Raw genomic sequence first — 26,724 nt, 5'->3', positions numbered from 1 at the left:
GGCCGGCCGGCCCTCGCCGGCATCTGACGCGGCGCTGAGGTCATCGGCCGCCCATGTCGTTGATCCGGGCCTGCATCTCGGCTGTGGTGTTCTCGTGAGGGAACGGCTCGTCCGGGATCGGGAGGTCGAGTGCGGCGCACAACGGCTGCCAGCCGTCGGCCGGCTGCCATTCCAGCAGCCGGTGTGCCGGTACGGTGGCGCGGACCTCATCGAGGTGCCGCTCGTAGGCCGCGATGACGTTGTCGCGGTCATGGGGGTCGTCGAACGCGCCGCCGAACATGGCCCGGATCATCTCCTCCGTGGCGCGCGCCTGTTCGGGGGTGCCGCCGGCGAGCATCGGCGGCCGCGCGCCGGCGAAGTCGCCGCGCGTCAGACGGCGCGCTCCTTCCAGCACCGTACGATCCATGCTCTGGTACCAACGCTCGGCACTTTCCCGCCGGGACAGCAGCACCAGCGCGTCCGGGAACGCGGCCGACAGGTCGCGCCAGAACCACGACACCGGCCAGTCCACCCCGGCGGCGTACCCTGCGAGGAATCGGTGCCAGTCCGGCATGACGCCCGCGTAGGCGTCGCGCCAGACCGCGGCGTCGTCCGGCCGCCCGAACAGCTCCCTCATGTGGTAGCAGGGCGCCCCGAGCAGCCGCTCCAACGCCGCCTTCAGCGACGTGGTCCCCGTACGCGGAAACCCCGCCCCCACGACTCGCAGACCCATATCGGCTCCTTCCTCTCTCGGACACGGCGATCCGGGCTCGTGGCCGGCACTTTGCCGCGCATGCATTGCCTACCGGCCGGTTAGTAAAATACTTGCTGACCGACAGGTAAGCAAGAGAGGGTAAACTCACCCGAGAGCTGAGCTCGGGAGTAAGGAAGAGCGATGGCAAAGACGGAACGGGTGACGGCCCCGCGGCGCAAGGGCAGCCAGACGCGGGCCGACATCCAGCAGGCCGCGCTGTCGCTGTTCACCGAGCGCGGCTACGACGCCACCTCGATGCGCGAGATCGCCGAGCAGCTCGGCATCACCAAGGCGGCGCTCTACTACCATTTCGACAGCAAAGAGGCGATCATCGTCAGCCTCTTCCAAGACAACATGCGTGCGCTCGACGACCTGCTCGACTGGGCCGCAGGCCAGCCACGCACTCCCCAGCTGCCGTCGGAGTTCCTGGGCCGCTGGATCGCCCTGAGCGCCAGGCAGGGACTGCGGACCATGCGGTTCGCCGCCGCCAACCATGCCGCGATGCGCACAGTGATGCCTGCGCGGGAGGGCGGCCCGATGGAACGGATCGGCAGGGCGGCACAGCTCCTCCTCGGCCCCGACGCGCCGCTGACCGACCGCCTGCGCGTCCGCATGGCCCTGCTCAGCGTGCACAATGCCGTGCTGGCCGCTCAGGGCACCGATGCCACGGACGACGACATCCTCACCATTGCCACGCAAGCGGCGACGCTGCTGGTCGGCGACCTGTTCCCGGCACCACGGCTCCCCGTCCCCGAGTAAGTCGGTGTGAGCGGCATCGCCGCGGGGCGGTCAGTAGCCGGCGAATCCGGCGGCCTTGTCCTGCCATTCGGCGTGCAGGTAGTCCAGGGCGTTCGTCAGCGCGGCGGGGAAAGAGTGGTTGCACTCAGGGGTGATGAACACGTACGCGTCGAACGCCGCGACCGCCGCCGACCAGCGGCGGGTGTGCGGGCTGGTGTGGGCGCCGAAAGCCGCCGGGGCGGGTACTGCCGACGACGACGGCGATGCGGGGCATCCAGGTCTCCTTGTGCTGATGGTCGAGCGGCTTCACCAGGACCGATAGGCCCCGGCCGGCAGCTCGCCGAGGTGTCCCGCTCGATGAGCTGCACCGTGTTCGGATCGCATATGGGCCTGTTCGACGCGCTCGGCATGGACCTGCTCCACCACGGAGGCTTCACCGCCATGGTCGACGCCACGCCGGTCACCTGCTCTGGCTCCACACCAGCTTCGATGCCTTCGACCTGCTGTACAGCGGCCGGTCACTGCCGGCCGACACCGTCGCGACCCTGCTGGCCGACGCCGCCGAACACGCCCTGTACTGCCCCAGATGACCGCGAAACCTCCGGGCTGTCCTGACGTGTGATCATGGAGTGGGCGGCTGGGGAAACGGTTCGGACGAGTTCCGCATGGTGGCGATGCCGCCGCGCTTCGGCCCGGTCAACATCCGCGCCATCGTGCGACGCGCCTCCGAAGGGGCGGTCCGCAGGCGGCGGCGGAAATGGTGGAGCTTCAAGGACACCGGGGCCGCTACTCGGCAAGGCCCAGCTTCCGCAACTCCTCCAGATCCGCGAATATGTTCGGAAAGAATGCCGACCGCTTGGGCGCGACCGCCACCATCGAGTCGAACGGGCTGTCGGCCAGCGCCGCCAGGAAACCGTGACCTCGTCGAAGTAGACGCCCTTCACATCACATCCGTTGAAGACGCACCGGGAGACGGTGACGTTGCGGACGACCCGGTTGAGGTCCGGATCATCCGCCCCCAGGTCGCACATGACAAACGAGCAGCGGTCGAGGTGCAGGTCCTCGACGACCATGCCCTGGCCGTCGACCTTCAAGTCGACGAACTCCTGACGTGACAATCGGGTGGCGTGCACGCGTCGCCTCCTGTAGATCATGATCCGAGGCGGGCAGACTACCCTCCCGTGATCATCGATGGACAGCCCCGACAGGAGCTCGAGCCCCGCCTTGTCCACCGGCACCGACGTGGCCAACAGGATGACGGTGCTGGTCCGGGCCACCGGTCGATGCCGTACCCCAGCCGCTGGTACGCCTCCAACCACACCAGCAGCGCCGGCAGATGCCGGCGGTCAGCGGCCGTACGCCTCCAGCAGCCGCAGCCACACCTCACTGACCGTCGGAACGACGCAACCGCGTGCCACAGCCGGTCCAGCGGAAACTCACCGACGACCATGCGGGCGTGTTGCTGTTCATGTCACTTTCCCTTCGCGGCGCGGCCGAGACGGAAGGCCGAGATGAGGAAGAAGATGCCGCCAGGGATGGCGTAGCCGGCCGCGTTGATCAGTGTCGGGTTGGCCGCGGACGCACCGAGGATGAACGACGCTCCGGCGAGGACGGAGATGCCGCCGCTGATGATCATCGGCCACTGGCCGCCCATCTTGCGGCGAGTGACACCCACGATCAGCTGGACCAGCCCGGCCACGACCGCCCAGGCGCCCCACACGCGCAGCACCGCAGGGATGCCGGACGCGCAGGCGATGGCCACGCCGATGGCGGTGATCAGGCTGACCGCGATGTTCACGTACAGCAGGGCAGGTGATCCGGTGGTGCGCGACGCGCGGACGTCGATGATGGCGGCGGCCACGTCGAACAGCGGGTAGAGCACGAGCAGAGTGACCGCGAGCGGACCCAGGTTCGCGGCGGTCGTGAACATCGCGAGGGCCCAGACGATGGCGAACGCGAACCGGACGAAGTACAGCCGTCGCAGCGCGGAGGCGGTCCCGGAAACGCCGGGCGAAGCAGCGATGGAGCTCATGATGATCCTTTCAGAGTTTGAGCGACGAGGAGACCGCCTCGCTCGCTCCGGGAAGGCACTCCCGGCGCACGTGCGCTGCTGTCGGCCATGATCGCGGCAGATGCACGGCGGGAATCCGGGCCGGCTTCACGAAGGACGGAAAGTCCGAGGTCCTCCGTGCCGCGGACGCCGGACAGATAAGCCACTGATCCCGCAAGACAGAACGTTCTATCTCGCATAGCCTGCAATCTGCAGTGCGAACTGTCAAGACAGAACGTTCTACCTACTAGGGTGGTCCTATGCGCAGTGAATCCGAAGGCCGGCCGTCCGAAGCGCGGTCCCGGCTGCTCGACACGGCCACCCGGCTCTTCTACGCGGAGGGCATCCACGCCGTCGGCATCGATCGCATCGTCGCTGAGGCGCAGGCGACGCGGGCCACCCTCTACCGGCACTTCCCCAGCAAGGAAGACCTTGTCCTCGCCTACCTGAACGAGGTCGACCGGGCCATGCGGGGCCAGGCGGAGGAGGCCGTGGCCGCCGGCCTACCGGCCGCCGACGCCATCCGGGCCCTCAGTACGTCCATCGCCCACAGCATCCAGTCTCCCGGCTTCCGGGGATGCGCCTTCCTCAACGCGGCCGCCGAGTATCCCGACCCCGAGTCCCCGGTGCGCCAGGCCGTGCACGCCCACCGCCAATGGTTCCTGGAAACCGTCACGGAACTGCTGACCAAGATCCAGCAGACCGGCGCCGAGCCGGCCGCACGCCACTTCGTGATGATGCGCGACGGCGCCATGGCCGCTGGCTGCCTGTTCGACCCGGTGCTGATCTGCGAGACCTTCCTGCACGGAGTCGAGAGACTCCTGCAGGTTTATGCCGTCACCGACTACAGCGGATCGGCGGGCGCCTGAAGCCGCAGGTCCTCCGCTCAGGAATGAAGCGGTCGAGCCCTGTCGGCGGTTGCCGCCCACGGTGCGGCGGCGGCATGGGAGATGTAGTCGCAGAGGCGAAGTTTCGGAAGTGCCGTACGAGACGCGCGCGGGGTTTCCATGGGGATCCGGTCGATCGCTTTGCGGCTGGCGGTGCTGGTCAGCCAGGCGGCGAGGATGGCCGGTTGCTCACTGCCGGGGTTCTGACGGCGCGTTGCGGGGCATCAGGGCGACGACCGGGAGGCTGAGGGCCGTGACCGCCAGAACGACGATGAGAGTGACTTTATCGCGTGGTCCAGTCCGGAGGTCCCGGCTTGGAAGAAGATCGAGGTGACCGCGGCCGAGCCGATCGCTGAAGCGAGTTGCTGGATCGAGCTGAACGAGCCGCTGGCGCTGCCGGCTTCGTCGGGTTTCGCGTCGCCGAGAGCGACGACGGGGATCGTGGCGAAGCTGAGGCCGATGCCGACGCCGATGACGAAGAACGCCGGGGCCAGCGCCCAGAGGCTGACGTTCGTCCCGGAGTAGGCGACGAGGGCCAGTACCCAACCGCAACCGACGAGGTCGACGGTGAGGCCGATGAAGACGAGCCCGCGACCGAGCTTGGCGACCAGGCCACCCATGGCGGCGAACCCGGCGGCGACGAGTCCCAGGGTGAGCGGCACCAGCCCGAGCGAGGTGTCCCTCGGGCCGACGTGCAGCCCCTCCTGCAGGAACAGCGACAGCACGAAGAGCAGGCCGGTGCCGGCGGCGACGGCGACCAGGCACACGAGCAATCCGGAAGTGAAACCCCGGTTCTTCATGAGCGAGGGCGTGATGAGCGGGTGGGCCGCGGTGCGCTGACGGTAGGCGAAGGCAGCGAAGAACAGGACGCCGACGACGATCGAGACGACCGGGATGACGCCCCAGCCGTTGGTCGAACCCTCGATCAGGCCGTACAGCAGCCCGAGCATGGTAACCCCAAGCAGGCCGGAGGCCCAGCCGTCGACGACGGTGGACCGGTCGGCGTCGTCGTCACGCGGCAGGAGCTTGACGGCAATGACCAGCCCGATGACGCCAAGGATGATGTTGATGAGGAAGATCGGGCGCCAGGACAGACCGAACAGGTCGGCGCTGATGAGGAAACCGGCCAGAACCGGGCCGCCGACACTGGAGAGACCGAGAACCGGGCCGAACAGCCCGAACGCCTTGGCGAGCATGTCGCGGTCGAATGCTTTAGTCATGATCGCCATGCCTTGCGGGATGAGCAGAGCCCCGAACGCGCCCTGAGCAATCCGGGCGGCGATGAGCAGGACCTGGTCGGGTGAGAACCCGGCGGCCGCCGAGGCCAGGGTGAACCCGCCCATGCCGATCAGGAAAATCCTGCGCTGGCCGAACTTGTCACCCAGCCGTCCGCCGACCACGAGCAGGACACCCATGGCGAGCATGTACGCCGGTCCCAACCACTTGATCAGACTCTCCCCGCCGTGGAGTTCGCCGGCGATGGTGGGGGCGGCGATGTTCGTAACTGTTGCATCGATGACGTCGAGGGCGTCGGCGAGCAGCACCAGCCCCAGGATCGCCCACATCAGACGGCTGGAGCGGCGTGTGGTGACGGTGCTCGGCTCCGTCAAGGTAGTCATGAGGAAACGTCCTTCTCGGTTCCGTCGGAGCGCCTCTCCTGGGCGGCCTCTCACCCCCACTACGAACGCCCCCGACCTGATCCGACACCGCCTTCGTCGAAATCTTCCGGCACGCGTCGTCAGCGAACCGACCACGGTGGTGTGGAAGCACCCACGCACGCTTCTCAGCCGCGTGCGACAGCTGGAGATGTCGCGGCGCTCCGTAGCAGAGGAGGAAGCCGGCACCGACAGCCCCGGCCAACAGCCCGCCGAGCAGTACCGCGCGAGTCGCGGCCGGTCGACAACAGGCCGCGACTCTACGGCCGCCGCAGCCCGGTGCCCCCGAATCCTGCGCCGTCGCTCGGCGAGCAGGGTTGGCGTCTGAACACGTCAATAGCGCAGCGTCCCGCCTCGCCTTTCATCGCTGTGTCACGTGTGCTCTGCAAACACGGGCGCTACTGCAGCTGGTCGCGGCGGCGGGTGAGGTAGGCGGTCTCGCCGGTGTTGCCGGCCAGCTCGATGGCCCGGTCGTAGGCCGCGCGTGACTGCTGACTTCGGCCCAGCCGGCGCAGCAGGTCGGCGCGGGTGGCGTGGTAGGCGTGATAGCCGGCCAACGCCTCGGCGAGGTGGTCAACGATGGCCAGTGCCACCTCCGGACCGTCGAGCTCGGCCACGGCGATGGCCCGGTTGAGGGCGATGATCGGCGAGGGGTCGAGGCGGACGAGCTGGTCGTAGAGGGCGAGGATCTGCGACCAGTCGGTGTCGCGGATGTCGCGGGCGGAGGTGTGCACAGCGTTGATCGCGGCGAGGATCTGGTAGCGACCCGGAGCCACCCCGGCAGCGGCAGCGGCCAGGCGCTCGCGCACCAGCCGATGACCTTCGGCGATCAGTTCCGCGTCCCAGGCGCCGCGGTCCTGCTCGGCCAGGGGGACCAGTTCGCCGCCGGCCGAGACCCGGGCGGGGCGGCGGGCCTCGATGAGCAGCATCAGCGCCAGCAGGCCGGCCACTTCTCCGTCCTGCGGCAGGAGCGCGCGGATCAGGCGGGTGAGCCGGATCGCCTCGGTGGTCAGCTCGTGTCGTACGGGATCGGTGCCGGGGCCGCTGGCCAGGTAGCCCTCGTTGTAGACGAGGTAGAGGACGGCCAGGACGCCGGAGACACGAGCCGGCAGATCGTCGGCGGACGGCATCCGATAGGGGATGCGCGCCGCCTTGATCTTGGCCTTCGCGCGGGTGATGCGCTGCTCCATGGTGGTCCCCTGCACCAGGAAGGCACGGGCGATCTCGGGCACGGTCAGACCGCCGACCATACGCAGGGTCAACGCCACGCGCGCTTCCACGGCCAGCGCCGGGTGACAGCAGATGAAGATCAGCCGGAGCCGGTCGTCGTCGATGACGCCCAGCGGCTCGGGTGGGGCATTGTCGTGCAGCATCTGAGCCTCCTTGTGCTTGTCGTCGCGTTTGTTCTCGCGCCGGATCCGGTCGATGGCCTTGCGGTTGGCGGTGGTGGTCAGCCACGCCCCCGGATTGGGGGGCAGGCCGTCGGTCCGCCACCGCTCCACGGCGGTCGCGAACGCCTCGGCAGCCGCCTCTTCGGCGATGCCGAGGTCGCCGAAACGCCTGGTCAGAGCGGCCACCACCCGCGCCCACTCGTCGTGGTGGGCCCGAGTGATCGCCTCCTCAACGTCGCTCACAGGAACGGTCGCACCTCGATCTTCCGATCGCACACCTTCGACGCCTCGGCGGCGAGCCTGAGCGCCACATCCAGATCGGGGGCCTCCCACACCCAGACGCCGGCGAGGTACTCCTTCGACTCCACGAAAGGCCCGTCGCTGAACACCGCCTGCTCGCCCCGGTTGTCGATGACCGTGGCCGAGTCGGTGTCCGCGAGTCCGCCCGCGAAAACCCAGTAGCCCTCGGCGATCAGTCGTTCGTTGAACGCGCTGATGGCCGGCTGCCTGTCCGTGCTGCCGGGATTGCTCTTGTCATCGATCACGGAAACCAGATACTGCATCTGAAGATCATCTCCTGTGGTGTCAAGACAGCGTGGTTCGGTTGGTAGGGATTTCAGGCTCTTGCATACCGCGGGCGCCCGGCAGGCCGGTAGATCTGGATCGTCACGTCCGTCAAGTCGACCCGCGACTCGACCAGGTAGAGCGCAAGATCCGGACCGGTCTCCGGGAACAGTCTTCGCGCCCTGGCCGAGGAGCACCGGGATCACGATCAGAATCATCTCGTCGACCAGGTCGTTCTCCAGCAGCCACCAGGTCAGGATGCCACTGCCGTGCACCTGCAGCTCGCCCCCGGGCTTGGCCTTCAGCTCACCGATGGCCGCCGCGAGGTCACCGCGGAGAACGGTCGTGTCCTTCCAACGCGGCGCGGTGAGCGTGGTGGAGGCAACGTACTTGAGGGCCTCGTTCATGGCCACGCCGATGGGATGTGCGCGCGTCTGGTCGGTCTGTGTGATGAACGTCCTGGTCTCGTCAGCTTCATGATCGCGCATCCTTCGCCTCGGCGCTTCACCCCTGCTACGAACACCACCGCCCCGATCCGACACCCCTCCCGGGACTTCCTTGAAGAATTTTCCGGGAGGCCGGTCGTCAGCGATCCGACAGCACGACAGTGTCGATGGAGGCCCGCAGGTGGGGGATCTGGCCGAGCTGGTCGGTGGTGATGTTCCAGCCCTCCGCGACCAGCGGCCGCACGTCGGAGATGTCGAGGGCGTTGTGGAAGACGACCAGGTCGGCCGGCAGCGTGTTGAACTTGATCAGTTTCTCCTGCTCTTCGGGGCATGAAACTCCCGAAGCTACGCACTGCTCTGCGCTACGTCCGACCGCCCTCTCCCGGTCAGGATGCTGTGCTGAAAGGGGAGCGATGGCAGGGCTCCGTCGAGGGATCGACGACAGGGAGATCTTGCGCGCAGCGGCCGCGGTGATCGGCCGGGTAGGCCCCGCAAAGCTGACTCTCGCCGCAGTGGCGCGGGAGGTCGGACTGGTGCCGGGCACCCTGGTTCAGCGTTCAGGTGCCGATCGCCTCACGGCCGGAAGACGTGTGGGTATTGCTCATCCAGTGATTTGATCAGGTGGCGAGGTTGCATTCGTCCTAGTGAGCTCGACAGATGAGCGCTCAGCATTGCCATCACCATCGGTTACGGACCAGAGCCGTTTCTGGACCCCCTGGGCCAGGGGCGGCGGTGCTGAGGGCCGATCTGCAATCTGCCTTGTCTGTCTGATGCCTCCGATATGGTCTCCTCCTCGATCAAGTCGGCACGGGAGGCGGCATGGAAATCTGGACCGATGGCGAGCTGGTGGTCCACGCGTGTGACAGGACGAGGGTCGTGCGGGTCCTGCGCGATTTCGCGGTGTCCGGCGAGGCGAAGGCCCAGCACGGCCTTGGTTGGAAGACCCCGCTGGCGGTCGACGTAGCAGCCGACCGGATCTGGGCCGGCAACCGGGTCCAGGAGTTCCGGCTCAGCGATGTCTCGCCCGTCGCGGCCCACGAGGACGAGGTGTTGCGGCTGGCCGGCCTTGGCGAAGGGCGATTAGTGGCGATCCTTCCTCCTACCGGCGGGGTCTGCCGACTGGCTGTCGGGAAGCCGGGCAACTGGGAGAACGAAGTGCTCCTGGATGACCTCGGCGACGCGGCACCCGGTCTCGCGGCAACCGACGAGTCACCGATCTCCCGCGTCATCGGCGATGACCCGACACTGACCGCCACCGAACACGGACTGGTGGTGGCAGACGGGAAACGAGGCGTCGTGGCGCATTTCAGCCTGGATCTGGAACTCCTGGGACTGTGGCACTCCGGTGGTGCCGACGAAACCGAGCTGACGGGCTATGCCACGGCTCGCGGAGTTCTCGTCACCGCCCGCTGGGCGGGCCGCCACTCCCGCGTTGGGTGGCTCACTCCTCGGAAGAAGGCCCGGCACTTGCGTAATGGCTACGGCGCATACGCCATGCCGGCCGGAGACGAGCGCATGTGGCTGGTCAGCGATTTCGAGGTGGCGCTGCTGGATCACGAAGGCGAGACCATCGCCACGGCGCCGGCGCCGAGCGGCCTGATACAGGCCGCACACGCCTCGGACCAGTGGTGCGTGATGGGTACCAGCGCCGGTGTCGGCATCGCCGCCGCCGACGAGGGCATCTCGGTGCGCACTGTCAGCGTCGGCCGGCAGGGTAAGCGTCAGCGCGATCGTTGACCACAGGGTCGGATTCGTCGCAGGCGAAATATGGAGCTACAGCTTGCGGCACGGCCGCCCTGTTTGGCCGGGAAAGGGTACGCGCGGAGCGCCACGCGCACCGCCGGGACCGCGGCGGTGCACCGTTCGTCCAGGGTGGCGGAGGTCAGCACGCCGAGGAATGTGTTGATCCCCGCGCCTGCACCTCTGCGAGCTGCCTCGATCCGCTGGCAGGCTTCGGCTTGCTGCCGCGCCAGTTCCTCCAGTACCGACCCCACCACCACCGCCTCGCGCGCCTGCACCCACAGCAGAAGGCGGGGGCTTCTGCTTACCGGCCAGGCACATGCCGTAGGTGATCTGCATGATGCCGTAACCGCAGTCGGCCTCGGCCCAGTTGATCGTCCAGTCGTCGCCTTCGTCTTCGTCGTTGTAGTAGTCGATGCCGAAGTAGTTGTCGATCAGCGGATTCGCGGTCACCCCGGGACGGCGAAGCGGGCCGCTTGCCAGGTGTTGGGCTCCTGCACCGCGACTCCCATCATGATCTGCGCGGGGACCTGCCCGCCGCCGTCCAGCGCCTTCAACGGAAACAGGCTGTGCGGCGAATACGCCGGCATGCCACCTGCCGCGGAGTGCTCTGATCGGCGGGCGGCACCCGCGGATCCCTGGCGTGCAAGTGCAGCACCGGGGTCCACGATCGCGGTGAACCCGCCCCGCTCGGCCGGCTCGCTCTTGTTGGTGGAGGTACGCGGCGCGTAGACGATCACCGCCCGATCCCCGGAGGCCGTCACGCAGACGTTGCCGATCCATGGGTCGGTGCCGAAGCCCGGTTCCGGCAGCGAGGCCGCCGTCCGCCACCGATACCCGTCCCTGGCATTGGCCAGCACATGAGAACCGGTGGCGTCGCCCGCAGTGGTCACCGCCCGGTCGGACGACTTCTCCCGGCCACTGCCCAGCACCTCGCCTCACTTGCCCGCATCGACGCTCTCGGGCGCGACGGATTTCGCGACTGGGATCGCGAGGTCCTTCTCAGCCGGTGGTCGGGTCGGTTCGGCGGTCGCGGGAACCGCCGTGAACGATGCGGGACACGACCGCTCAGGCGTTGTAGCGGAGCCAAACCTGGTGGGCTTGGTGATGGCAGTCCCAAGTGACGATCGCGGCGAAGTCGTCCAGCGATCCGCCTTGGACTTCCATGCAGAAATTGGACTCATCGTTCTGCTGAAATTGAGGGTAGTCCGCGGTGTTGCTCCACACCATGGCGGGCACGTACGTGTTGCACTCGATCTGCTTGACCAGCGCCTGGCGATTGGCGTTCCATTCCATGATGCACTTCCCGCTCCAGGAGTTGCCGATGAGGTGGAAATCGATGAAGCCGTCGCCTTCGGTGTGCCAGAGGTACCACATCTGCGATCGCCCGCCGGCTACGCACCGATATTGCACCGCCGGCGCGCCCCTCTCCTTGGACGCGCCCAGAATGTCCAGGCACCTACCGCTATTGAGGTTCCGGAACGTGTAGGGCCCGATCCAGGAGCCTTGGAGTTGCACCCCGTCCTTCGTCATCGGCGGCGGGGGTGGCGGCGGCACGTCACCGGTGACCGACACCGTCTCCTCGGTCGTGTCGATGTCCGGCTGTGCCGCAGACGCGCTCGCCGTCCCGGATAAACCCAGAACCAGCAGTACGACGGCTGTGATGGCCGAGATCGATTGCCTGATGGGCATGACTCTTCTCTTTCCGACGAGATGAAATTGGGCAGACATGACTCCCCGGCCCCGATCCGGCCGGACGCCTGATCAGGGTCAGGAATAGAAGCGTTGTGGAGATGCCCGTCCTCTACGAGACCGCATCGGACAGGCCGGGGTGGGCCGGATTTTTCGTCTTCGTCGACATAGCCCAGTACGCCTTCGTTCAAGAAGGCGCCGCTATCCTGGAGAGCGATCGCCTCATCCGGCAGCGCGAGGATATAGGCGGCTCGATCGACGTACCGCACACCCGCCGACCCATGGATTGTCAGCGCCATATCCCACTGAAGGTGAGATGAGTGCGTTCACGCTCCGTCGGGGGACCAGACGCTGGCCAGCAGACCGTCAAGAGTCCACGTCGCCCCTGGCTCAAGGCAGAGCTGATCCATCAGACGCGTGTTCACCACACGCCATACGCCCGCCTTGCTGATCCGGAATACAGCGGCGAGCTTTCCGCCGGCGGACAGCCTGGATGACCATTCATCCGGATCCTCGTCGATATAGCCCACCACGCCCTGGTCCACGAACGTGCCGCCGGCCTGGAGAGCGTCCGCCTCATCCGGCAGCGCCAGCAAGTAGGCGTCCCGGTCGGCGGCCCGCAGGCGGTGAAGTCCCGTGCTGCCAGGGAAAGTCGTCCGGGAAATGGAATACACCTGGCCGACGAATCTGAAGCCGTGGTCACGGATCATCGTGTCCCGCTCGGCCACGCTTGCGGTGTAGAAGTAACCGTCGATCGGGGTGGCCAGTTCGTAGAGCCCGACCAACTGGGGCGAGGTCACCGGAGGGCTTACCGGAGCCGTGTGCGATGCGGTCGGGGGTGAGGCGGCCACGGGCGATGCGGCCTGGGTCAGGCCGACGGTCATGGCCGCCGCGATGATCGCCAGCGGAGTCAAGTGTCGCCGAGTTTTCGACATTGTAGCCACCTTTCATGTGCTGCTTTTCGCGGCGTGATATCCATCTGAGTCGGATGCACGTTTCAACCGACCCGCTCGGGCGGCCACCCCTCCAGCGGACCGTGGGCTAGAGCCAACGCGTGCAGTACAGGTTCAACATGTGGGAATATGCCCGGACGGCCTTTCCGACCCTGCTCATCATCACGGTGCAGGCGGAACACGCATACCCGTCGAAGACGCTCGCGGTCCTGGGTTTTGGCGCCGGCCGGGCTCTGCATGTCGGCGGAGCACCCTGTGGCGTTGGGGTCCTTCCCCGCGCAGGTGTTTTCCCAGCAGGTGGCCGAGACCTTGTCCGGACCGGCCTGCGGCTGTGCGTGGGCGGGGCGCCGAAGCCGAACAGAATTACCAGGGCGCCGGCCAATGTGCCAACGATTGTGGTGAGCCGCTGGTGCATTCCATTTCTTCCTTGGTGATCTGAGCCTTGCTCGCGACCTGTGGGTAGATCATCAGAAGCCGCCGGGACGGCATTCGAGCGGAGATGAGCTCCGTGGTCTCTTTGGCTCCAGACCTTCCCGCCCCTGACGATCACGGTTCCATCTGTATGGCGAGCGTCGGGAGCGCGGCGGGAAAGAGTTACGTGCCCGGTATATGCTGGATGTCTCGCCTTGAACGGCATCTGTGGGTCAGTCCACATAGACGTGCAGATCATGGCCGGTGAGTCTGCAGGATGGCTCATTTGATCAGCTATATGCTTGTACCAGAAGTTCATTATCGAGGCGTTGCTGTCAGGCGCTATTGCGAGGACAGCTTGCGTCGTCGCATTGGCGGTTCCCGCCAATGCGAACCCGAGTCCGACTGTCAGTACGATGGCCGTGAAGATATTTTGACCACGACTACTCCCTTTCCTTCTGCGCCTATGAAGAATCGACGCGTTTACGCCATTTCGTGGCTCTTGGCCTGGTACCGAAAATTATGCGTAGGAAGGCCACTGAATCAAAGGGCACTGACCGGGCAATTGCCGGACATATCGATTGCGGTACGGTCGGGAGCTGGCGCGGTAGTTTCTCCTGGTGGTAGGGCCTGAGACCTTCAATGCCGCCGGTTTCTCGGACGGGTGTGTGTCACCCCCGGTGGCCATGACCAGGTTCTTGGCTCCGTTTCCAGCTCCCGTCGCTTCGAACCGAGCGTGCGGTTCTCCCGCACACGGCTCCGCGACGTCCTTCACCGGCACGGTGCAGACGGCCTGAAGCCAGCCCCCCGTGCGCCTTCGCTTGTGCCTCTTGGCGAGGAATAACGCGAGCCGTGCAAGTGCAAAGGCTCTGATCTTGTCGAAGACGCGGGTGCATGCTTCCGTAGCGGAAATACCCCAACCAGCCGCGCGGGAAGGCGTTGACCTGCCGCACGATCGTCTCGACCGGCACCAGCAGCCGGCATCCTCTACATCCGTGAGGTCTCGGTGATGGCGCACCTGACCCCGCCGATCTGGACCAATGCCGACCGCTACCGCTTCTCATCCTCGCCCCGACGACTGGATCCCCTACGAACGCTCGCGCCTGCGCACCGAGCTGACCCGGATCAGCCGATCCGGCGATTCCGACGCAGAGTGGGCCCTGATCGAGCCCCTGCTCCCGGTGCCCGCATGCCAGACGCCCAAGGGCGGACGCCCGGAGAAGCACCATCGCCGCGACATCATCGACACGATCAGGTCCGTGAATGACAACGCCACGAAATGGAGGGCATTGCCGGCGGATTTCCCGCCGTTTCCAGCCCGTCTTCGGCTTCTTTGCGCGCTGGACGAGGGCCGGGGTCTTCAACCGGATCCGCGATGAGCTCCATCGCGCCGTCCGGCTGCGGGCGGGCCGGGAGGCGCTGGCGCGGCTGCGGATGCTGCACCACAGCTCACTCTGCTCTGGGGCGACAGCGCTTACGCCGGCCCGCTGGTCGCCGGACGGTGCCACACGTCCCTGGATTTTGACCGTGATGCCCTCGCGTCGCTGACGTGGGCCAGAGGCCCGAGGACGGCTCGACCGCCCTGTCGCGGGCCGCTGCAGTGCCGCGGCTCTGACCTTGCAGATCGCCACCCACCGGATCGCACCGCCAGCGCCCCCGGAACGGCCTGACGCCGTGGCGCCTCTACTGAGGCGATCACTCGCGAGCGAACGCCGACGACAGGACCAGCGGCCGGTACGACCTCGCCTGAGAACCGAACAACAGCGGGGGATGGGTAGGCGCCCACCCCCGGTGCCGCCGTGAGTGCGCGTCGCTTGCCGGGGCCTACTTGTCGGCCGGCACGTACACCAGTTCGAGGATTCCGGACGGAAAGGCCGTGCTTTTCACCAAGCGCAGGTTCACGGCCTGATCCAACTCGGGGAACAGCGGCGCACCCTTGCCGGTGACGGCGGGCAGCACCCACAGCCGGTACTCGTCGACCACGCCGAGCTTGATCAGGGAGTGCATGAACGCGGTGCCGCCGGCGGCGACGAGGTCCTTGCCGGGCTCGGCCTTCAGCTTGGCGACCTCCTCCGCCGTGTCACCGCCGGCGATCCGGGTCTCGGGCCAGTCGTCGGCCGACGTCAGGGTGCGGGAGAACACGACCTTGGGGATCTCGTTCATGGCCTTGGCAGAAGGGTGGTCGGAGGTGGGCCAGTATCCGGCCATGATCTCGTAGGTGTTGCGGCCCATGAGGAAGGCGCCGGCCTCCCACAGCCGGCTGACGAAGTACTTTTCCTGCTCGGGGTCGTCGATGCTCATCATGACGTCCCGGATTCCGTTGTCCCCGTCAGCGCTTTTGCCGTCGAGCGAGACGTAAAAACCCAGAATCAACTTCCGCATCAGATGCCTCCATGTGTTTGTTCCCGCGCCGGGACGGTCCCAGCGCGGGCCCAACGCCCCAAGTGGGCACTTGCATGAGCTCTCACCGATCGGCGTCCACCGCTCGATCAGCTCGTGCTCAGTGGTTGGTCACTCACACACTCAGACCGCCGGTTCCCTCAAAACTCATCGCGCTCTGCGCGATCGACACCTCTCACTCCCAGCAGGAACGCGCTCCCGGCGACGGTACGCGCGCGACGCGGCCGGGGCCGGCTGAGCCGCAGGTCGTCCTGCGCGGTGGCCACGAACATAGCCGCAGAGCGTAGCCGGTGGCCGGGACGGTCCGGCAGCAACCAAAGTCGCATTTCCGAGGTGACCTCAGTGGCCACGGTCCGGCCGCCCGGCAGCAGCGGCCGGGCCGGGCCGGCCCTGCTCGGCGCGGTCAGCCACAGCAAGGGACCAGCTCGGCCGACTGTGCGCGCTCCGCCGCGCATCCCGAAGATCGTTGACGAGGTATGAAGACCCCTTCTTACGGCTTGTGCGTGGCGGTGGGAAAATCCGGGACGAGGGGGCCGGCGTGGGTGCGGCATTCCTCAAAGTAGGCGTGCCGGCCATGGGGGCCAGGTGCAGTCGGGCGTCGGGGATGCGGTTGGCGAGCAGCTGCCGGCCGCGGGGTGGTGGCGCCGGGCGTGGACCCTCGAAGACGCCTTCGTCGCCACCGGTCATACAGGGCAACCTCATGGCTGCCAGTACACAAGGCGGCAGATGCCTCGGGCGGTCGGGCGCTGGAAGAAGCACCGGCCCGGCCCTCAGACACCTGCTACCACAGCGGCGCCCAGCCCCAGCAGGACGACGCCGGTGGTCACGCTGAGTCCCCGCAGGACGGTCGGCTTCGATACCAGGGCGCGCCCTCGGCTGACGGCCCAGGTGAGCAACGTGTACCAGGAGGCGCTGACGAGCGCCCACAGGGCTCCCAGGGCGACGGTCGACAGGAACACCGGGCCTTCCGCGGTCACGAACTGGGGCAGCACCGAGACGGCGAACACGCCCGCCTTGGGGTTGCCGAGGTTGGTGATCAGGCCGGTGACATATCCGCCTGCGAAGCCGGTGCGCTGCCCGCCCTCGCGGGGCGGGCGGGTGGAGACGGTGGTAAGCGTGGTCCGCAGCGTGTTCACCCCGAGGATCATCAGCACGATGCCGCCTGCGATCCGGAGCACCGCGTACGCGGTGGGGCTGGCCAGCAGGACGGCGGACAGCCCGGCCGCGGCGGCTGTGGACCACAGCAGGAAGCCGGTGGCGTTGCCCGCGAGCGTGCCTCGGACCGTGCGTTGCCCGCCTTCCAGAACCTGCCGGATCATCAGGGCCTGACTCGCGCCTGGCAGCATCGCCAGCAGCAAGGTGGTGGCGATGAAAACGGGCACATGCGTGGGCATGGAAAAGAACCCTTCCGGGGATTGCGGTCGATGGGTGCCCACCACTCTTCCCCTCCCGTACCCGTAAGAGAAGTTAAAAGAGAAGGGTGCAGCGTTAGGATTAGTGAATGGTGGTGGATCCGGGACAGCTGCGGCTTCTCGCGTTGATCGAGCGGCACGGCTCCCTGACGGCGGCGGCTCACGCACTCCACCTCACGCCCGCGGCGGTCACCCAGCAGGTGGCCAAGGCCGAGCGCGACTGGCAGGTGCCCCTGGTCATCCGTGGTCCTCGCGGAGCGACGCTCACCACGGCCGGTGCACTGCTCGCCTCCCACGGTCGAACCGTGGAGGAGGCATCGGACAAGGCCAAGGCGCAACTGGCCGCACTGCTCGGCCACCTCTCGCTCCGTCTGCGGATCGGAACGTTCCAGGCGGCTGCCCTGCACCTGCTGCCACCCGCTCTGACGGCCCTGCGACACCGCCATCCGGACGCCGACGTCTCGGTCGTGGACGTGGTGTCCGGACGCGGAGCGGACGAGATCAGTGCGGGGCGCCTGGACCTCGCCATCGTCGCGTCCTGGGGCACACCGCTCGCGCCGCCCCCACACCTACGGGCCCACTCGCTCCTGCTGGACCCGATGGTCGTGGTCCTCCCCGATGACCACCCGCTGGCCACCGGGCAGCCCGCGGACACCGAACTTCACCTGCAACAACTGCGCGGCGAATCGTGGGTCTCCATCCTGGCCGGCCATGCCGCCCGCGAACAGTTCCACGACGCTGCCCGCGAGGCCGGCTTCACACCCACCGTGCGGTTCGAGACCGAGTCCTACGACGTCGCCCAGGCCCTCGTCGGCACAGGCATCGCCGTGGCCCTGGTCTCGCGCCTGGCCCTGACCCATGCTCCTGGCACCACCCATCGCGAACTGGCCCACCCCAGGCCCTACCGCCAGCTCTACGCCGTGACCCGAACCGACGCCGGCCTCACACCACTCGCAGACATGCTCATCGACCTCCTCCGTGATGTCGCCCGCGACATCACCGCCACCTGGGAGGCTCCCCTGCGAGAAAAACAACGCTCATCGAACTCACCGCCCGGAGCCTGAAAGCCCCGGTTCTGCATCGACACCGCCTGGTCCGGAGCGGCCGGCCCCGCTCCGACCGACCATGGACGCCGGCAGCCGGTTTCAACCACCCCGCCGCGTCGTCGGCGCTCCACCCGGCGGGTGCGGGCCGCGGTGCCTCGTCCGCGGGTCTGTACGGTCACTGGTGTAACTCCTGATCAAGGAGAACGCACCTGATGAGTACTGTGATCCAGGCATCGACGGAGAGCGACCTGGAGGACGCCGGCGTGGCCCGCAAGCAGCCCAAGGACAACATCGCCACCGCCGGCGGCTGCCTGGCTTCGCACTACCTCGCCGCCTGGATCATCGCCCGCCTCGAGGGCAACGACGCCGCCGAAAGCGCGCTGCACTATGTCGCCCCGGTCGGCGAAAAGGAGGAATACATCGAGCGCGCCTGGCGCAACATCACCCCCTACCTGCCCGCTCCCACACCGGCGCTCGTCTGAACAACGAGCCGCAAGCGCGACCGAGAATCGACGAAGACCACCGTCATCAAGATCATTAGATTCTCTCGCGTGACGACGAACCCGGGCTCGCGAGGCTGGTCAATCGAATTCGCTCCGGATGGAAGCTCGCGACGTAGGCAGGATCGTCATGGCCGATGCGTTCCCAGTCGGGCGATAGGCCCCCGGGGAGGGTCGGACCGGATTTTGGCGCTACGTGGCCTGTGTCGCGGGTTTGAGTTCCTAGCCGCGCATAGCTCTGCGTGACGATGGTGACGGTGAAAACCCTTCGCAGGCATCACCGTTCTGTGGGACCAGAGACGGCTGACGAAGTGGATGAGAAGGTCCACGGTGGGCTCAGCAGGGCCTGGTTCAGGCCGGTGGGCTGGCGGCTACGCCGGCCAGGACGGCGGAGGCGAGCCGGTGGGCTGATGCGCCTATGGTGGCGGGGAGGCCGATCTCCATGAAGCTCCCGTGGCCGTAGGCGAGGGCCATCACCTGGTAGGCGGCGTCGTCGTAGACGACGGCTGCGCGGCCGGGGTGGTCGTCGGCCAGGCTGTCGCGGAGGGGCCGGGTCGGTCCGGCGTAAACGGCGTGGAATCGGTCGTCTGCCAGCTCGGGGCACCGATCACGTACCGCATCCTGTTCCGACCCGATGGGCTCGACGCCGCCTGCATCCGCCGCCTGGTGGCCGGAGCCCTGCACGCGACCGGGTGAGCGGCCTTCTGCCGTCGTCATCGTGGCGGGCCGCCGGTCCGACGACCTGTCTCTTGCCGGCACACATCGAGCACGCAGTCGCGCAGCCACCGGTGAGCCGGGTCTGCATCGAGCCGGACGTGCCACAACAACGACACCGTCACCTCGGGAGCCGGGAAGGGCAACTCGAAGGTGTGCATCCCGCGCCGCAGGTTCACGGTGTGACGCTCCGGAACCGTGGCGACCAGGTCCGAGGCCTTCGCCAGGGCCAAGGCGGCACTGAAGCCGTCCACAATCGTCACGACTTCCCGCTCGTGGTTCGTTGGGCGAAGAGCCTCGTCCACGAGCCCTTCCGTCAGACCGCGCCGCGAGACGTGCACGTGTCGTGAGGAGGCATACCGGGCTGTCGTGACCTTCCCGGTGCTCAGCGGGTGCTCGCGTCGCACCACGCCGATGAACCGGTCGGCGAACAGCGGCGCGCTCAACACGTCCGGAGGCAGGGCGTGCTCGACTACGCCCGTCTCCAGGTCGACGCCGCCGAGTCGCAAGGGACCCGCGTTCTTCTTGGCCTTCTGCATGAACCGCAGTCGCACGCCAGGCGCTTCGCTGCCGACCTTGGCCATCAGCTCGGGGCCGAAGCTCTCCACGAACCCATCGCTGGTGCGCAACGCGAAGGTCCTCTCCAGGGTTGTCAGGTCGAGCCTCGCGGCCGGCCGCAGAATCTCTTCGGCCTGCTGGACCAAGCCACGCACACGGTCGCGCAGTTCCAAGGCGCGCGGCGTGGGCACCAGCCCGCGGCCGGCCCGCACCAGCAGCGGGTCGCCGGTGGCTCGCCGCAACCGCGCAAGCGCACGGCTCATCGCAGAAGGACTGAGCGCGAGCCGTTCACCTGCCCGCGTCACGCTGCCTTCCTCAAGCAGGACGTCCAGCGTGACCAGCAAGTTCAGATCGGGCCGTGCCATATGTACACGATCTCATGGATCAGCCGGAACATGGCGTTTCATGCACAGATCACTTTCCATCTTTGCGTCTTCCGCCAGGTCGCAAGGAGACCTACTGTCCCACTGCGACCCCCTCGACTTCAGGAAGAGGCCATTCTCTTGAGACCTGCAACACCTCCGGGCACCAAGCCCGACCAGACATCGCCTGTGCGCCGCGCGCCCTTGGCCTGGGCGCTGATCGCGCTGTCGCTGTCCATGCTCCTGCCCTCGCTGAGCACCAGCATCGCCAACGTCGGCCTGCCGAACCTGGCCGTGGCCTTCGGGGCTTCCTTCAGCGAGGTCCAGTGGGTTGTGATCGCCTATCTGCTGGCCGTCACGACGCTGATCGTCGGCGCCGGCCGACTCGGCGACCTCGCCGGGCGACGTCGTCTCCTGCTCGGCGGCATCACCGTGTTCACGTTCGCGACGCTGTTGTGCGGCCTCGCCCCGAGCCTTCCCCTCCTGGTCGCGGCCCGGGCGTTTCAAGGAGCCGGGGCCGCGTGCATGATGGCGCTGACGATGGCCTTCGCCGGCGAGACCGTGCCCAAGGACCGCACCGGCAGCGTCATGGGGCTGCTCGGGACGATGTCGGCGGTCGGCACCGCGCTGGGGCCCTCCCTCGGTGGAGTCCTCATCGCGGTCTTCGGCTGGCGTGCGATCTTCCTCATCGGTGTGCCGCTCGGCCTCCTCACCCTCGCCCTCACGGTGCGGGTGCTGCCCGCCTCCGCACCGCCGACGGGCTCCGCACGGCGGCGTTTCGATACCGTGGGCACGGCGTTGCTGGCGATCACCCTGGGTGCCTATGCGCTGGCCATGACGATCGAAGGGAACTCGTCCGGCCCGCTCGCCGCCGGATTGCTCATCGTCTCCGGGGCAGGCCTCGCGTTGTTCGTGATCACCGAGAGCCGGGTCTCGTCCCCGCTGCTCACCCTCTCGACGCTCCGCGATCCTGTCCTCGCCGCCGGCCTTGCGGCGAGCGCTCTGGTCTCGACCGTCATGATGACCACTCTCGTCGTGGGTCCTTTCCACCTGGCCCGGGCGCTCGGGCTCGACCCGGCTCTCGTCGGTCTGGTGATGTCAGCCGGTCCCGCGGTGTCCGCTCTCACCGGCGTCCCGGCAGGGCGCGCCACCGATCGTGTCGGAGCCGAGGCCATGGTGATCGCCGGGCTCGGCGGCATCATCGTCGGCACCGTGGCGCTCTCCTTGACGCCCACGACCGCCGGCGTCATCGGGTACGTCCTGCCCCTGGTCATCACCACCGCCGGCTACGCGCTGTTCCAGGCGGCCAACAACACCGCGGTCATGAAAGACGTCTCCCCGCACCAGCGTGGCCTGGTGTCAGGCATGTTGAACCTCTCCCGGAAGCTGGGTCTCATCACCGGTGCGTCGGTCATGGGGGCGGTCTTCGCCTTCGCCGCGGGCACGAGCGATGTCACCACGGCCGCGTCGGCTGAGGTGGCTCGCGGAACTCACTGGACCTTCGCCGTCGCGGCTCTTCTCGTGGCCTTGGGCATGGCCGTGGTCGTGGGGCTCCGGGTGCGTTCCCGAAGCTCAGATTCTTGAGCGTGCATACAAAATGCAGTCCACTTAAGAATCCTGGACGGGGCGATCAGCCGAGGCCGGGTGACCTCGGCGGTCGGTCTGGGGTTGGTCTGCGGATCACTGACATCCCTGCTCTTTCCTCCTGCCCGGGTCGGGTTAGTGGTGTGCGCTACGGCTGTGACTCGCAGCGCTTGATGTCGCATTTTCTGCATCTATAACGAACCCAGAATCACGCCATCCAGCGATGCAGGTCACAGGCTGGTCTTGACGCGGTGGCCACCCTCATGGTCGAGGCGCGGAAGGTGACAACCGAGCCCAGGCCACCTCCGATGAACGCGTGCCGGGCGGGATCGGCGAGGACCAAGGCCATCCGACCTCCAGCGGGAGCAGATCGAACCGATCGGTCGCGATGGACGTGATCATGAGGGGCGGCTTGCCTCCATCTACCTGGAGGCGGATCTTCCTGACTATTGTGATCTCCATCTTTCGGAGGGGGAAAGCGGTTGATGGCGGACGGGTCTGACGTTTCGCTGGGCAGTGGGTACGTGCTCCTGGAGGAGATCGGCGCCGGCGGCATGGGCACCGTCTGGCGTGCGCGGCACCGGGACACCGGCGACGTCGTGGCGGTAAAGCTGCTGCGTGACGGCCTCGCCGCCGACCAGGACCTGGTGCTGCGTTTCATCCAGGAACGTCAGGTGATGCGCACCTTACGCCATCCCAACATCGTCACCGTCCGCGACTTCGTCGTCGAGGGCGAGCGCCTGGCCCTGGTGATGGACCTGGTCGAGGGCGGCGACCTGCGTACGCTGATCCAGCGGCGCGGCACCCTGCCCCCGGCGGAGGCGGCGGCCCTGCTGGCACAGACGGCCGGCGCGCTGGCCGCCGCACACGAGATCGGCATCGTCCACCGCGACGTCAAGCCGGGCAACGTCCTGCTCGACCGGGCCACCGGTCAGGTCCGGCTGACGGACTTCGGGGTGGCCCGCATCCTGCACGGCCCCGGCATCACCCAGACCAGCGCCGTCATCGGCACGCCCGTGTACCTGGCACCCGAGGTGGCCGACGGTGACGCCGCGACGCCGGCCGTGGACGTGTACGCCCTCGGGCTGATCCTCTACGAGCTGCTGGCCGGGCGTCCGCCGTTCGTGGGGGAGCACCCGATGGTGCTGATCCGGCAGCACGCGATCGCCGCGCCCCGGCGGCTGCCCGGGATGCCCGACGCGCTGTGGGCTCTCGTCTCGGCGTGCGCGGCCAAGGACCCGGCGGCGCGCCCGTCCGCGGGGGCGGTCGTGGCGGCGCTCCGCGAGGCCGCGCCCGCGCTGGCGGGCCTTCCGGCGCTGCCGCCTGTCTCGCGGGGCGAGGCCCCCTCGGTCACCTCCGAGCCCCTGGCCCCGCCGCTCCCGCCCTCGCCCGCGCCTTCTCCGACCGGCGCGTCCGGCCCTGCCCCGGCCGGTCCGCCCGTCCCGCGCCCGCTGATGGCCGGCCCGACGGGCCCAGGAGGGCCCGCCGATCCGGGAGGCCCCAGGGGCGGTCCTGAGCGCCGGTCGCGCAAGCGGGTGGTCGTGCTGTCGGCCGCCGGGGCGGCCCTGGCGGTCAGCGCCGCGGCCGTCGCCTATGTGGCCCCCTGGCGCGCATCCGGCACCGTGGTGGCCCGGGACACCCAGCCGCTGTTCGCCGTGCAGTCCACCCCCACGGCACCGGTCACCACCCCGGGAGCCACCACCCCCGGCACCGGGAAGCGTGACGAGCGCAAGGGCGAAACGGCTCGCCAGGTGCGTGACGGCACCACCGCCGACCCCGCCGGCCCCCCGTCCACGGAGCCGAAGAAGAAGACCACCACCCACGAGCCGGCCCCCGGGCCGACCAAGGAGTCCAAGCCCGTCGAGTCGCCCAAGCCGCGCACCACCGACGAGACGGACGAGGTCAAGCCCGACGACGGCACTCAGAAGCCCGACACCGACCAGGTGTCGAAGCTGGACTGGCGCTGCCGGGACTGGGCCCCGGTGGGCGAGGGCACGATGATGGCGCCCTGCATGGTCCTGGTGGACGGCGTCTTCCACATCAAGGGCAAGATCAAGGGCCCCAAGTCGGTCCGGTCGGACATCCACCTCCAGCTGTACAACACCGACGCCGAGACCAACGCCTCGCAGCCGTACATCTGCAAGGGCGTCTCACCGATGACCAACGGCGGCGTCGCCGTGTGCGGCCCGTTCAAGGTCACCGCGCCGCGGGCCGGCCAGCTCCACGACGTGCGCCAGCGGTGGAAGCTGAAGGGCACGACCGTGTGGAGCGGCGGCGTGGAGAGCCCCGCCGAGATCTGGTAACGCCGCCGGGGCGGACACCCGGTGGGTTGGAGGGGCGCAGGCTGGGATCACCGGGACATGTCGACTGCCTTCGCGATCATCTCCCTCCTGTTCAACGGGCCCGTCGTGCCGGGCGCAGGGTGCCGAGTTGACGTTCGGGTCGGTGGTCTGGGCGTCGTGCAGGCGGCCGACCTCGCTGACGATGGTGTTGATGGAGCGATGCTGGCTCCTGGATGCGCATCGCCCTCGCTGGACAGGTGGAGCGGCATGACCGACTCGGCCGCTGCCCGGCGGGCGCGAGCCCGGTCGGAAGGTGTCACCGGCCGAGCGCGAAGCAGAGACTGCGCGGAGGCGACGCTGTCCCGAAGCCACGCCGCGAGGGCAGGGCGCGAGGCATCCACTCGGCCGCCGGCGAAAAGGCCGACGGCTTCGCCAACCCGTGCTCCTCCGCGGTGGCCATGAAAGGGACGTTCCCGTTCGCCGGCGCTGCAGTGCGCCGCAATGGCACCGGGCGGGCAGAAGAAGCCAGCAGCGGCCGGGAGTTGGCCGTGCAGGCTCGCGACGAACTGCCGGTGCGGGCAGTTCAGCACGGCAGCAAGGGCCCGCCGTTGACCCTCAGGCCGCCGCCGTGGCCGTCGGTGACGCCGGTGGCCAGAAAACCGAAGCTCACCCGGCCGAGCGGCGGGACATAGCCGTTGTACGACTGATTGCTCGCCGACATGTTCTGGCCTGGTTGGGTCACGATCGCATCCCACGCAGTGGTGACCTTGGTGTTGCCGTCCCACGTCCAGGTGGCCGTCCAGGCGTTCACCGGTATCGGGTCGTTGATGAGGGTGACCTTGATCTGAAAACCGTTGGTCCACGAGCTGACTTTCTCCCACTCGCACGCAATGATCGTCGCTTGTGCGGGGGAGGCGTACGTGGCGATCAATACGATCGCTCCGGCCAGAACTGCCGTCACCCGAGCCAACCGCCATGTACGTCGTCTGGTCATGACCAACCCTTCGGCAGGAGCGGGCACGGCCCGACAGCGGGGTGCGCTTCCCCTCGGGGGTACCCTCTTGGTGGGCCGGAGTCAACGCGTGAACCGGCCCACGCCCAGGGCCTGCGCACCGACCACGGCTTCGCCTGCAGCCACTCCCGATCAGCGGCTCATCCTGGGATTTTCGAACTGAAACTTTCACCCGTCATCCCGCCGGAGCGCTTGCCGCCAAGCGCGAACGATCCGGCCTCTCTCACACACGGGCGATGCCTGGGCTGGCGTGGGCCTGCTCGGGGAAAGCCCACCGCAGCGTACGCAGGACCGGCCCCGCGCCGGCTGGCATGCATGAAGGGGCCCGGCTCGGGTCCGTGCGACCAGTCCCCAATGTAGCTGTGTGACAACAGTCTCGGCCTGTGACTACAGCTGGTACCACGGCCCGTCTTGAGGCGAACCGGTACGGCGGAATGGGTTCCCCACCCAGGACACTCGCGGTTGGCCAGCTGTGTGGAAACCTTCAATGCGCTGTGACCGGAAACAATCACGGGTTGCTGGACTGAGAACAGTAGTCTCATCTGGTGATTGATCACGGGATTCTCGACGGAACCGGTCGGCGCGTCACGCTGCGGGAGGTAGATGAGGAGAACTGGCGTGCAGTCGCTGACATCGCGCCGCTTGACGAGCAGCGACGTTATGTCCCCGCCCTGGCTGCCCGCTATCTGTTGCTGTCGATGCGTGAAGGCAGCTGGAACTCGCTGGCGGTCTACGCCGACGACACGGTCGTTGGGCACGTCATGTGGGGTGTGGATGAGGACGGCTCGCACTGGATCGGGGGAATGATGATCGATGGCTCGGAGCAGGGCAAGGGCCTCGGCCGCGCCCTCCTGCGCACCATGACGGCCTGGTTGGCGGCGCAGGAGGGCGGTTGGACGATCCGGCTGGCATATCAGCCGGACAACATCGTTGCTGGACGGCTTTACGAGTCGCTGGGTTTCGTGCCGACGGGAGCAGTTGATGGTGAGGAGGTCATCGCGGAGCTGGCACCAAGCCGGCTTGGTGATCGCTGAGAGATGGCAGGGACGGCTCACCTGGCCCGATCATGCTGAGGCGGCTGACCGGGGTCGGCCGCCCCAGCGGATGCCTTTCTCGCTGCGGGCTCGGGCGCGTTCGCGGCGTTGGGCGGCCAGGACATCGGGGTGGCGGGCGTGGGCGTTGCGCCAGCGCAGGTAGGCGTGCACCGCACGGGTCTGTACGGTGTGGTTGGGGTGGTCGGAGTTGGCCGGGGTGAACTGCCGCAAGGGTCCGAAGTGCGCCTCGATCGGGTTGGCCCACGAGGCGTAAGTCGGGGTGAACAGCAGATTGACCTTGTTCTTCTTGGCCCATGCGCGGATGCGCCAGTTATTGTGCGCCGACAGGTTGTCCAGAATGACGAAGATCGGTGCGCCGTCCGGGCCATCAGCTGGTACGCATCGATGTCGGCAGGCAGGCCGAGCAGGCGCCGCGTAGGACCGACCACGGAGCGGAAACCGTCGAAAGGATCAAAACCGCCCGAGCATGTCGTGGCACGTCGCGACGACCAGCTTCGTGGGGCGTCGCCTGGCTGACAGGAACTCTCCGAAATTCGTTG

28 protein-coding genes and 1 pseudogene are annotated in these 26,724 nt (G+C 67.8%); 12 read left to right on the top strand and 17 right to left on the bottom strand.

The genetic code is table 11. The features are described from left to right. Positions 1 to 40: 40 nt before the first annotated feature. Positions 41 to 712, bottom strand: a complete 672-nt coding sequence (locus ABD830_RS53620) for a sulfotransferase family protein (RefSeq protein WP_345003363.1) — start codon at positions 710 to 712, stop codon at positions 41 to 43. Between the two features lie 162 nt (positions 713 to 874). Here ABD830_RS53620 and ABD830_RS53615 point away from each other — a divergent pair, with 162 nt between their 5' ends. Then, positions 875 to 1,492, top strand: coding sequence for a TetR/AcrR family transcriptional regulator (locus tag ABD830_RS53615; RefSeq protein WP_345003362.1), 618 nt, complete (start codon positions 875 to 877; stop codon positions 1,490 to 1,492). Between the two features lie 30 nt (positions 1,493 to 1,522). Here the strand turns inward: ABD830_RS53615 and ABD830_RS53610 are convergent, their stop codons facing one another. Then, on the bottom strand, positions 1,523 to 1,633 hold the full coding sequence (locus ABD830_RS53610; RefSeq protein WP_345003361.1) for an NADPH-dependent FMN reductase: 111 nt from the start codon (positions 1,631 to 1,633) through the stop codon (positions 1,523 to 1,525). On the opposite strand from ABD830_RS53610, the gene ABD830_RS53605 reads away from it, so the two are divergent. Continuing rightward, complete coding sequence (locus ABD830_RS53605) at positions 1,626 to 1,793, top strand: hypothetical protein (RefSeq protein ID WP_345003360.1); 168 nt, start codon at positions 1,626 to 1,628, stop codon at positions 1,791 to 1,793. The two genes, ABD830_RS53610 and ABD830_RS53605, sit on opposite strands and share 8 nt — an antisense overlap. A gap of 196 nt (positions 1,794 to 1,989) precedes the next feature. On the opposite strand, the gene ABD830_RS53600 is transcribed toward ABD830_RS53605, so the two are convergent. Continuing rightward, positions 1,990 to 2,748 (bottom strand): hypothetical protein, encoded by a 759-nt coding sequence (locus ABD830_RS53600; RefSeq protein ID WP_345003359.1) that lies wholly within the window; start codon positions 2,746 to 2,748, stop codon positions 1,990 to 1,992. A gap of 194 nt (positions 2,749 to 2,942) precedes the next feature. Further along, positions 2,943 to 3,503: a hypothetical protein gene (locus ABD830_RS53595; protein ID WP_345003358.1), complete on the bottom strand. Its 561-nt coding sequence runs from the start codon at positions 3,501 to 3,503 to the stop codon at positions 2,943 to 2,945. Positions 3,504 to 3,781: 278 nt separating this feature from the next. On the opposite strand from ABD830_RS53595, the gene ABD830_RS53590 reads away from it, so the two are divergent. Next, positions 3,782 to 4,390, top strand: a complete 609-nt coding sequence (locus ABD830_RS53590) for a TetR/AcrR family transcriptional regulator (RefSeq protein WP_345003357.1) — start codon at positions 3,782 to 3,784, stop codon at positions 4,388 to 4,390. Positions 4,391 to 4,632: 242 nt separating this feature from the next. On the opposite strand, the gene ABD830_RS53585 is transcribed toward ABD830_RS53590, so the two are convergent. The 4 genes from ABD830_RS53585 to ABD830_RS53570 all read right to left on the bottom strand — a co-directional run bounded on the left by ABD830_RS53585 (position 4,633) and on the right by ABD830_RS53570 (position 9,008). Next, the gene (locus tag ABD830_RS53585; RefSeq protein WP_345003356.1) at positions 4,633 to 6,027 is read right to left on the bottom strand and encodes an MFS transporter; all 1,395 of its coding nucleotides are present in this window, start codon (positions 6,025 to 6,027) and stop codon (positions 4,633 to 4,635) included. Positions 6,028 to 6,461: 434 nt separating this feature from the next. Further along, entirely contained in the window at positions 6,462 to 7,697 is a 1,236-nt protein-coding gene (locus tag ABD830_RS53580; RefSeq protein WP_345003355.1) for an RNA polymerase sigma factor, read from the bottom strand. Beyond that, on the bottom strand, positions 7,694 to 8,560 hold the full coding sequence (locus ABD830_RS53575; RefSeq protein ID WP_345003354.1) for a dihydrofolate reductase family protein: 867 nt from the start codon (positions 8,558 to 8,560) through the stop codon (positions 7,694 to 7,696). The genes ABD830_RS53580 and ABD830_RS53575 overlap by 4 nt, the downstream gene beginning before the upstream one ends. A gap of 43 nt (positions 8,561 to 8,603) precedes the next feature. Next, positions 8,604 to 9,008 carry a hypothetical protein gene (locus ABD830_RS53570; RefSeq protein ID WP_345003353.1) on the bottom strand — a complete coding sequence of 135 codons (405 nt, stop codon included), beginning with the start codon at positions 9,006 to 9,008 and terminating at the stop codon, positions 8,604 to 8,606. 275 nt (positions 9,009 to 9,283) lie between these two features. Between ABD830_RS53570 and ABD830_RS53565 the strand changes: the two genes are divergently transcribed. Further along, a complete protein-coding gene (locus ABD830_RS53565; protein WP_345003352.1) occupies positions 9,284 to 10,201 on the top strand; it encodes a hypothetical protein in 918 nt (305 codons plus the stop codon). Positions 10,202 to 10,653: 452 nt separating this feature from the next. On the opposite strand, the gene ABD830_RS53560 is transcribed toward ABD830_RS53565, so the two are convergent. Both ABD830_RS53560 and ABD830_RS53555 read right to left on the bottom strand, forming a co-directional pair. Further along, positions 10,654 to 11,136: a hypothetical protein gene (locus ABD830_RS53560; RefSeq protein WP_345003351.1), complete on the bottom strand. Its 483-nt coding sequence runs from the start codon at positions 11,134 to 11,136 to the stop codon at positions 10,654 to 10,656. A 136-nt stretch (positions 11,137 to 11,272) separates the two neighbouring features. After that, positions 11,273 to 11,896, bottom strand: coding sequence for an RICIN domain-containing protein (locus tag ABD830_RS53555; protein ID WP_345003350.1), 624 nt, complete (start codon positions 11,894 to 11,896; stop codon positions 11,273 to 11,275). 101 nt (positions 11,897 to 11,997) lie between these two features. On the opposite strand from ABD830_RS53555, the gene ABD830_RS53550 reads away from it, so the two are divergent. After that, positions 11,998 to 12,216 carry a hypothetical protein gene (locus ABD830_RS53550; RefSeq protein ID WP_345003349.1) on the top strand — a complete coding sequence of 73 codons (219 nt, stop codon included), beginning with the start codon at positions 11,998 to 12,000 and terminating at the stop codon, positions 12,214 to 12,216. Between the two features lie 6 nt (positions 12,217 to 12,222). Here ABD830_RS53550 and ABD830_RS53545 read toward each other — a convergent pair whose 3' ends face one another. Continuing rightward, a complete protein-coding gene (locus ABD830_RS53545; RefSeq protein ID WP_345003348.1) occupies positions 12,223 to 12,831 on the bottom strand; it encodes a hypothetical protein in 609 nt (202 codons plus the stop codon). A gap of 1,469 nt (positions 12,832 to 14,300) precedes the next feature. Between ABD830_RS53545 and ABD830_RS53540 the strand changes: the two genes are divergently transcribed. After that, a complete protein-coding gene (locus ABD830_RS53540) occupies positions 14,301 to 14,639 on the top strand; it encodes a transposase (RefSeq protein WP_378520870.1) in 339 nt (112 codons plus the stop codon). A gap of 445 nt (positions 14,640 to 15,084) precedes the next feature. Here ABD830_RS53540 and ABD830_RS53535 read toward each other — a convergent pair whose 3' ends face one another. After that, on the bottom strand, positions 15,085 to 15,642 hold the full coding sequence (locus ABD830_RS53535) for a dihydrofolate reductase family protein (protein WP_345003347.1): 558 nt from the start codon (positions 15,640 to 15,642) through the stop codon (positions 15,085 to 15,087). Between the two features lie 351 nt (positions 15,643 to 15,993). Here ABD830_RS53535 and ABD830_RS53530 point away from each other — a divergent pair, with 351 nt between their 5' ends. Next, positions 15,994 to 16,140 carry a hypothetical protein gene (locus ABD830_RS53530; protein WP_345003346.1) on the top strand — a complete coding sequence of 49 codons (147 nt, stop codon included), beginning with the start codon at positions 15,994 to 15,996 and terminating at the stop codon, positions 16,138 to 16,140. Between the two features lie 290 nt (positions 16,141 to 16,430). On the opposite strand, the gene ABD830_RS53525 is transcribed toward ABD830_RS53530, so the two are convergent. Continuing rightward, positions 16,431 to 17,054 (bottom strand): LysE family translocator, encoded by a 624-nt coding sequence (locus tag ABD830_RS53525; RefSeq protein ID WP_345003344.1) that lies wholly within the window; start codon positions 17,052 to 17,054, stop codon positions 16,431 to 16,433. 107 nt (positions 17,055 to 17,161) lie between these two features. On the opposite strand from ABD830_RS53525, the gene ABD830_RS53520 reads away from it, so the two are divergent. Both ABD830_RS53520 and ABD830_RS53515 read left to right on the top strand, forming a co-directional pair. Further along, positions 17,162 to 18,136: a LysR family transcriptional regulator gene (locus tag ABD830_RS53520; protein ID WP_345003343.1), complete on the top strand. Its 975-nt coding sequence runs from the start codon at positions 17,162 to 17,164 to the stop codon at positions 18,134 to 18,136. A gap of 194 nt (positions 18,137 to 18,330) precedes the next feature. Beyond that, a complete protein-coding gene (locus ABD830_RS53515; RefSeq protein WP_345003342.1) occupies positions 18,331 to 18,600 on the top strand; it encodes a hypothetical protein in 270 nt (89 codons plus the stop codon). Between the two features lie 369 nt (positions 18,601 to 18,969). Here the strand turns inward: ABD830_RS53515 and ABD830_RS53510 are convergent, their stop codons facing one another. Both ABD830_RS53510 and ABD830_RS53505 read right to left on the bottom strand, forming a co-directional pair. Then, on the bottom strand, positions 18,970 to 19,335 hold the full coding sequence (locus ABD830_RS53510) for a hypothetical protein (RefSeq protein ID WP_345003341.1): 366 nt from the start codon (positions 19,333 to 19,335) through the stop codon (positions 18,970 to 18,972). Further along, positions 19,332 to 20,255, bottom strand: coding sequence for a LysR family transcriptional regulator (locus tag ABD830_RS53505; protein ID WP_345003340.1), 924 nt, complete (start codon positions 20,253 to 20,255; stop codon positions 19,332 to 19,334). The genes ABD830_RS53510 and ABD830_RS53505 overlap by 4 nt, the downstream gene beginning before the upstream one ends. Positions 20,256 to 20,393: 138 nt before the next feature. On the opposite strand from ABD830_RS53505, the gene ABD830_RS53500 reads away from it, so the two are divergent. Both ABD830_RS53500 and ABD830_RS53495 read left to right on the top strand, forming a co-directional pair. After that, a complete protein-coding gene (locus ABD830_RS53500; protein ID WP_345003339.1) occupies positions 20,394 to 21,836 on the top strand; it encodes an MFS transporter in 1,443 nt (480 codons plus the stop codon). A gap of 485 nt (positions 21,837 to 22,321) precedes the next feature. Continuing rightward, positions 22,322 to 24,139 (top strand): serine/threonine-protein kinase, encoded by a 1,818-nt coding sequence (locus ABD830_RS53495; protein WP_345003338.1) that lies wholly within the window; start codon positions 22,322 to 22,324, stop codon positions 24,137 to 24,139. Between the two features lie 562 nt (positions 24,140 to 24,701). On the opposite strand, the gene ABD830_RS53490 is transcribed toward ABD830_RS53495, so the two are convergent. Further along, positions 24,702 to 25,112, bottom strand: a complete 411-nt coding sequence (locus tag ABD830_RS53490) for a cellulose binding domain-containing protein (protein ID WP_345003337.1) — start codon at positions 25,110 to 25,112, stop codon at positions 24,702 to 24,704. A gap of 563 nt (positions 25,113 to 25,675) precedes the next feature. Between ABD830_RS53490 and ABD830_RS53485 the strand changes: the two genes are divergently transcribed. Then, positions 25,676 to 26,164 carry a GNAT family N-acetyltransferase gene (locus ABD830_RS53485; RefSeq protein ID WP_345003336.1) on the top strand — a complete coding sequence of 163 codons (489 nt, stop codon included), beginning with the start codon at positions 25,676 to 25,678 and terminating at the stop codon, positions 26,162 to 26,164. A 30-nt stretch (positions 26,165 to 26,194) separates the two neighbouring features. Here ABD830_RS53485 and ABD830_RS53480 read toward each other — a convergent pair. Next, positions 26,195 to 26,557 (bottom strand): annotated as a pseudogene (locus ABD830_RS53480) (transposase); the annotation flags it as partial. Between the last annotated feature and the right edge of the window lie 167 nt (positions 26,558 to 26,724).

The sequence above is a fragment of the Nonomuraea helvata genome, assembly GCF_039535785.1.
Taxonomy (GTDB): Bacteria; Actinomycetota; Actinomycetes; order Streptosporangiales; family Streptosporangiaceae; genus Nonomuraea; species Nonomuraea helvata.
Note: the sequence above shows the minus strand (reverse complement) of the source record. Positions and strands in the feature narration are given on the sequence as shown.

Bases quoted from the DNA above. Each gene is read 5' to 3' on its own strand.
- ABD830_RS53550 (WP_345003349.1), top strand. From the start codon at position 11,998: ATGCCCGTCCTCTACGAGACCGCATCGGACAGGCCGGGGTGGGCCGGA.
- ABD830_RS53595 (WP_345003358.1), bottom strand. From the start codon at position 3,503: ATGAGCTCCATCGCTGCTTCGCCCGGCGTTTCCGGGACCGCCTCCGCG.
- ABD830_RS53535 (WP_345003347.1), bottom strand. From the start codon at position 15,642: ATGCGGAAGTTGATTCTGGGTTTTTACGTCTCGCTCGACGGCAAAAGC.
- ABD830_RS53515 (WP_345003342.1), top strand. From the start codon at position 18,331: ATGAGTACTGTGATCCAGGCATCGACGGAGAGCGACCTGGAGGACGCC.
- ABD830_RS53615 (WP_345003362.1), top strand. From the start codon at position 875: ATGGCAAAGACGGAACGGGTGACGGCCCCGCGGCGCAAGGGCAGCCAG.
- ABD830_RS53495 (WP_345003338.1), top strand. From the start codon at position 22,322: ATGGCGGACGGGTCTGACGTTTCGCTGGGCAGTGGGTACGTGCTCCTG.
- ABD830_RS53510 (WP_345003341.1), bottom strand. From the start codon at position 19,335: ATGACGACGGCAGAAGGCCGCTCACCCGGTCGCGTGCAGGGCTCCGGC.
- ABD830_RS53605 (WP_345003360.1), top strand. From the start codon at position 1,626: ATGAACACGTACGCGTCGAACGCCGCGACCGCCGCCGACCAGCGGCGG.
- ABD830_RS53585 (WP_345003356.1), bottom strand. From the start codon at position 6,027: ATGACTACCTTGACGGAGCCGAGCACCGTCACCACACGCCGCTCCAGC.
- ABD830_RS53555 (WP_345003350.1), bottom strand. From the start codon at position 11,896: ATGCCCATCAGGCAATCGATCTCGGCCATCACAGCCGTCGTACTGCTG.
- ABD830_RS53505 (WP_345003340.1), bottom strand. From the start codon at position 20,255: ATGGCACGGCCCGATCTGAACTTGCTGGTCACGCTGGACGTCCTGCTT.
- ABD830_RS53565 (WP_345003352.1), top strand. From the start codon at position 9,284: ATGGAAATCTGGACCGATGGCGAGCTGGTGGTCCACGCGTGTGACAGG.
- ABD830_RS53545 (WP_345003348.1), bottom strand. From the start codon at position 12,831: ATGTCGAAAACTCGGCGACACTTGACTCCGCTGGCGATCATCGCGGCG.
- ABD830_RS53520 (WP_345003343.1), top strand. From the start codon at position 17,162: ATGGTGGTGGATCCGGGACAGCTGCGGCTTCTCGCGTTGATCGAGCGG.
- ABD830_RS53490 (WP_345003337.1), bottom strand. From the start codon at position 25,112: ATGACCAGACGACGTACATGGCGGTTGGCTCGGGTGACGGCAGTTCTG.
- ABD830_RS53525 (WP_345003344.1), bottom strand. From the start codon at position 17,054: ATGCCCACGCATGTGCCCGTTTTCATCGCCACCACCTTGCTGCTGGCG.
- ABD830_RS53590 (WP_345003357.1), top strand. From the start codon at position 3,782: ATGCGCAGTGAATCCGAAGGCCGGCCGTCCGAAGCGCGGTCCCGGCTG.
- ABD830_RS53620 (WP_345003363.1), bottom strand. From the start codon at position 712: ATGGGTCTGCGAGTCGTGGGGGCGGGGTTTCCGCGTACGGGGACCACG.
- ABD830_RS53540 (WP_378520870.1), top strand. From the start codon at position 14,301: ATGCCGACCGCTACCGCTTCTCATCCTCGCCCCGACGACTGGATCCCC.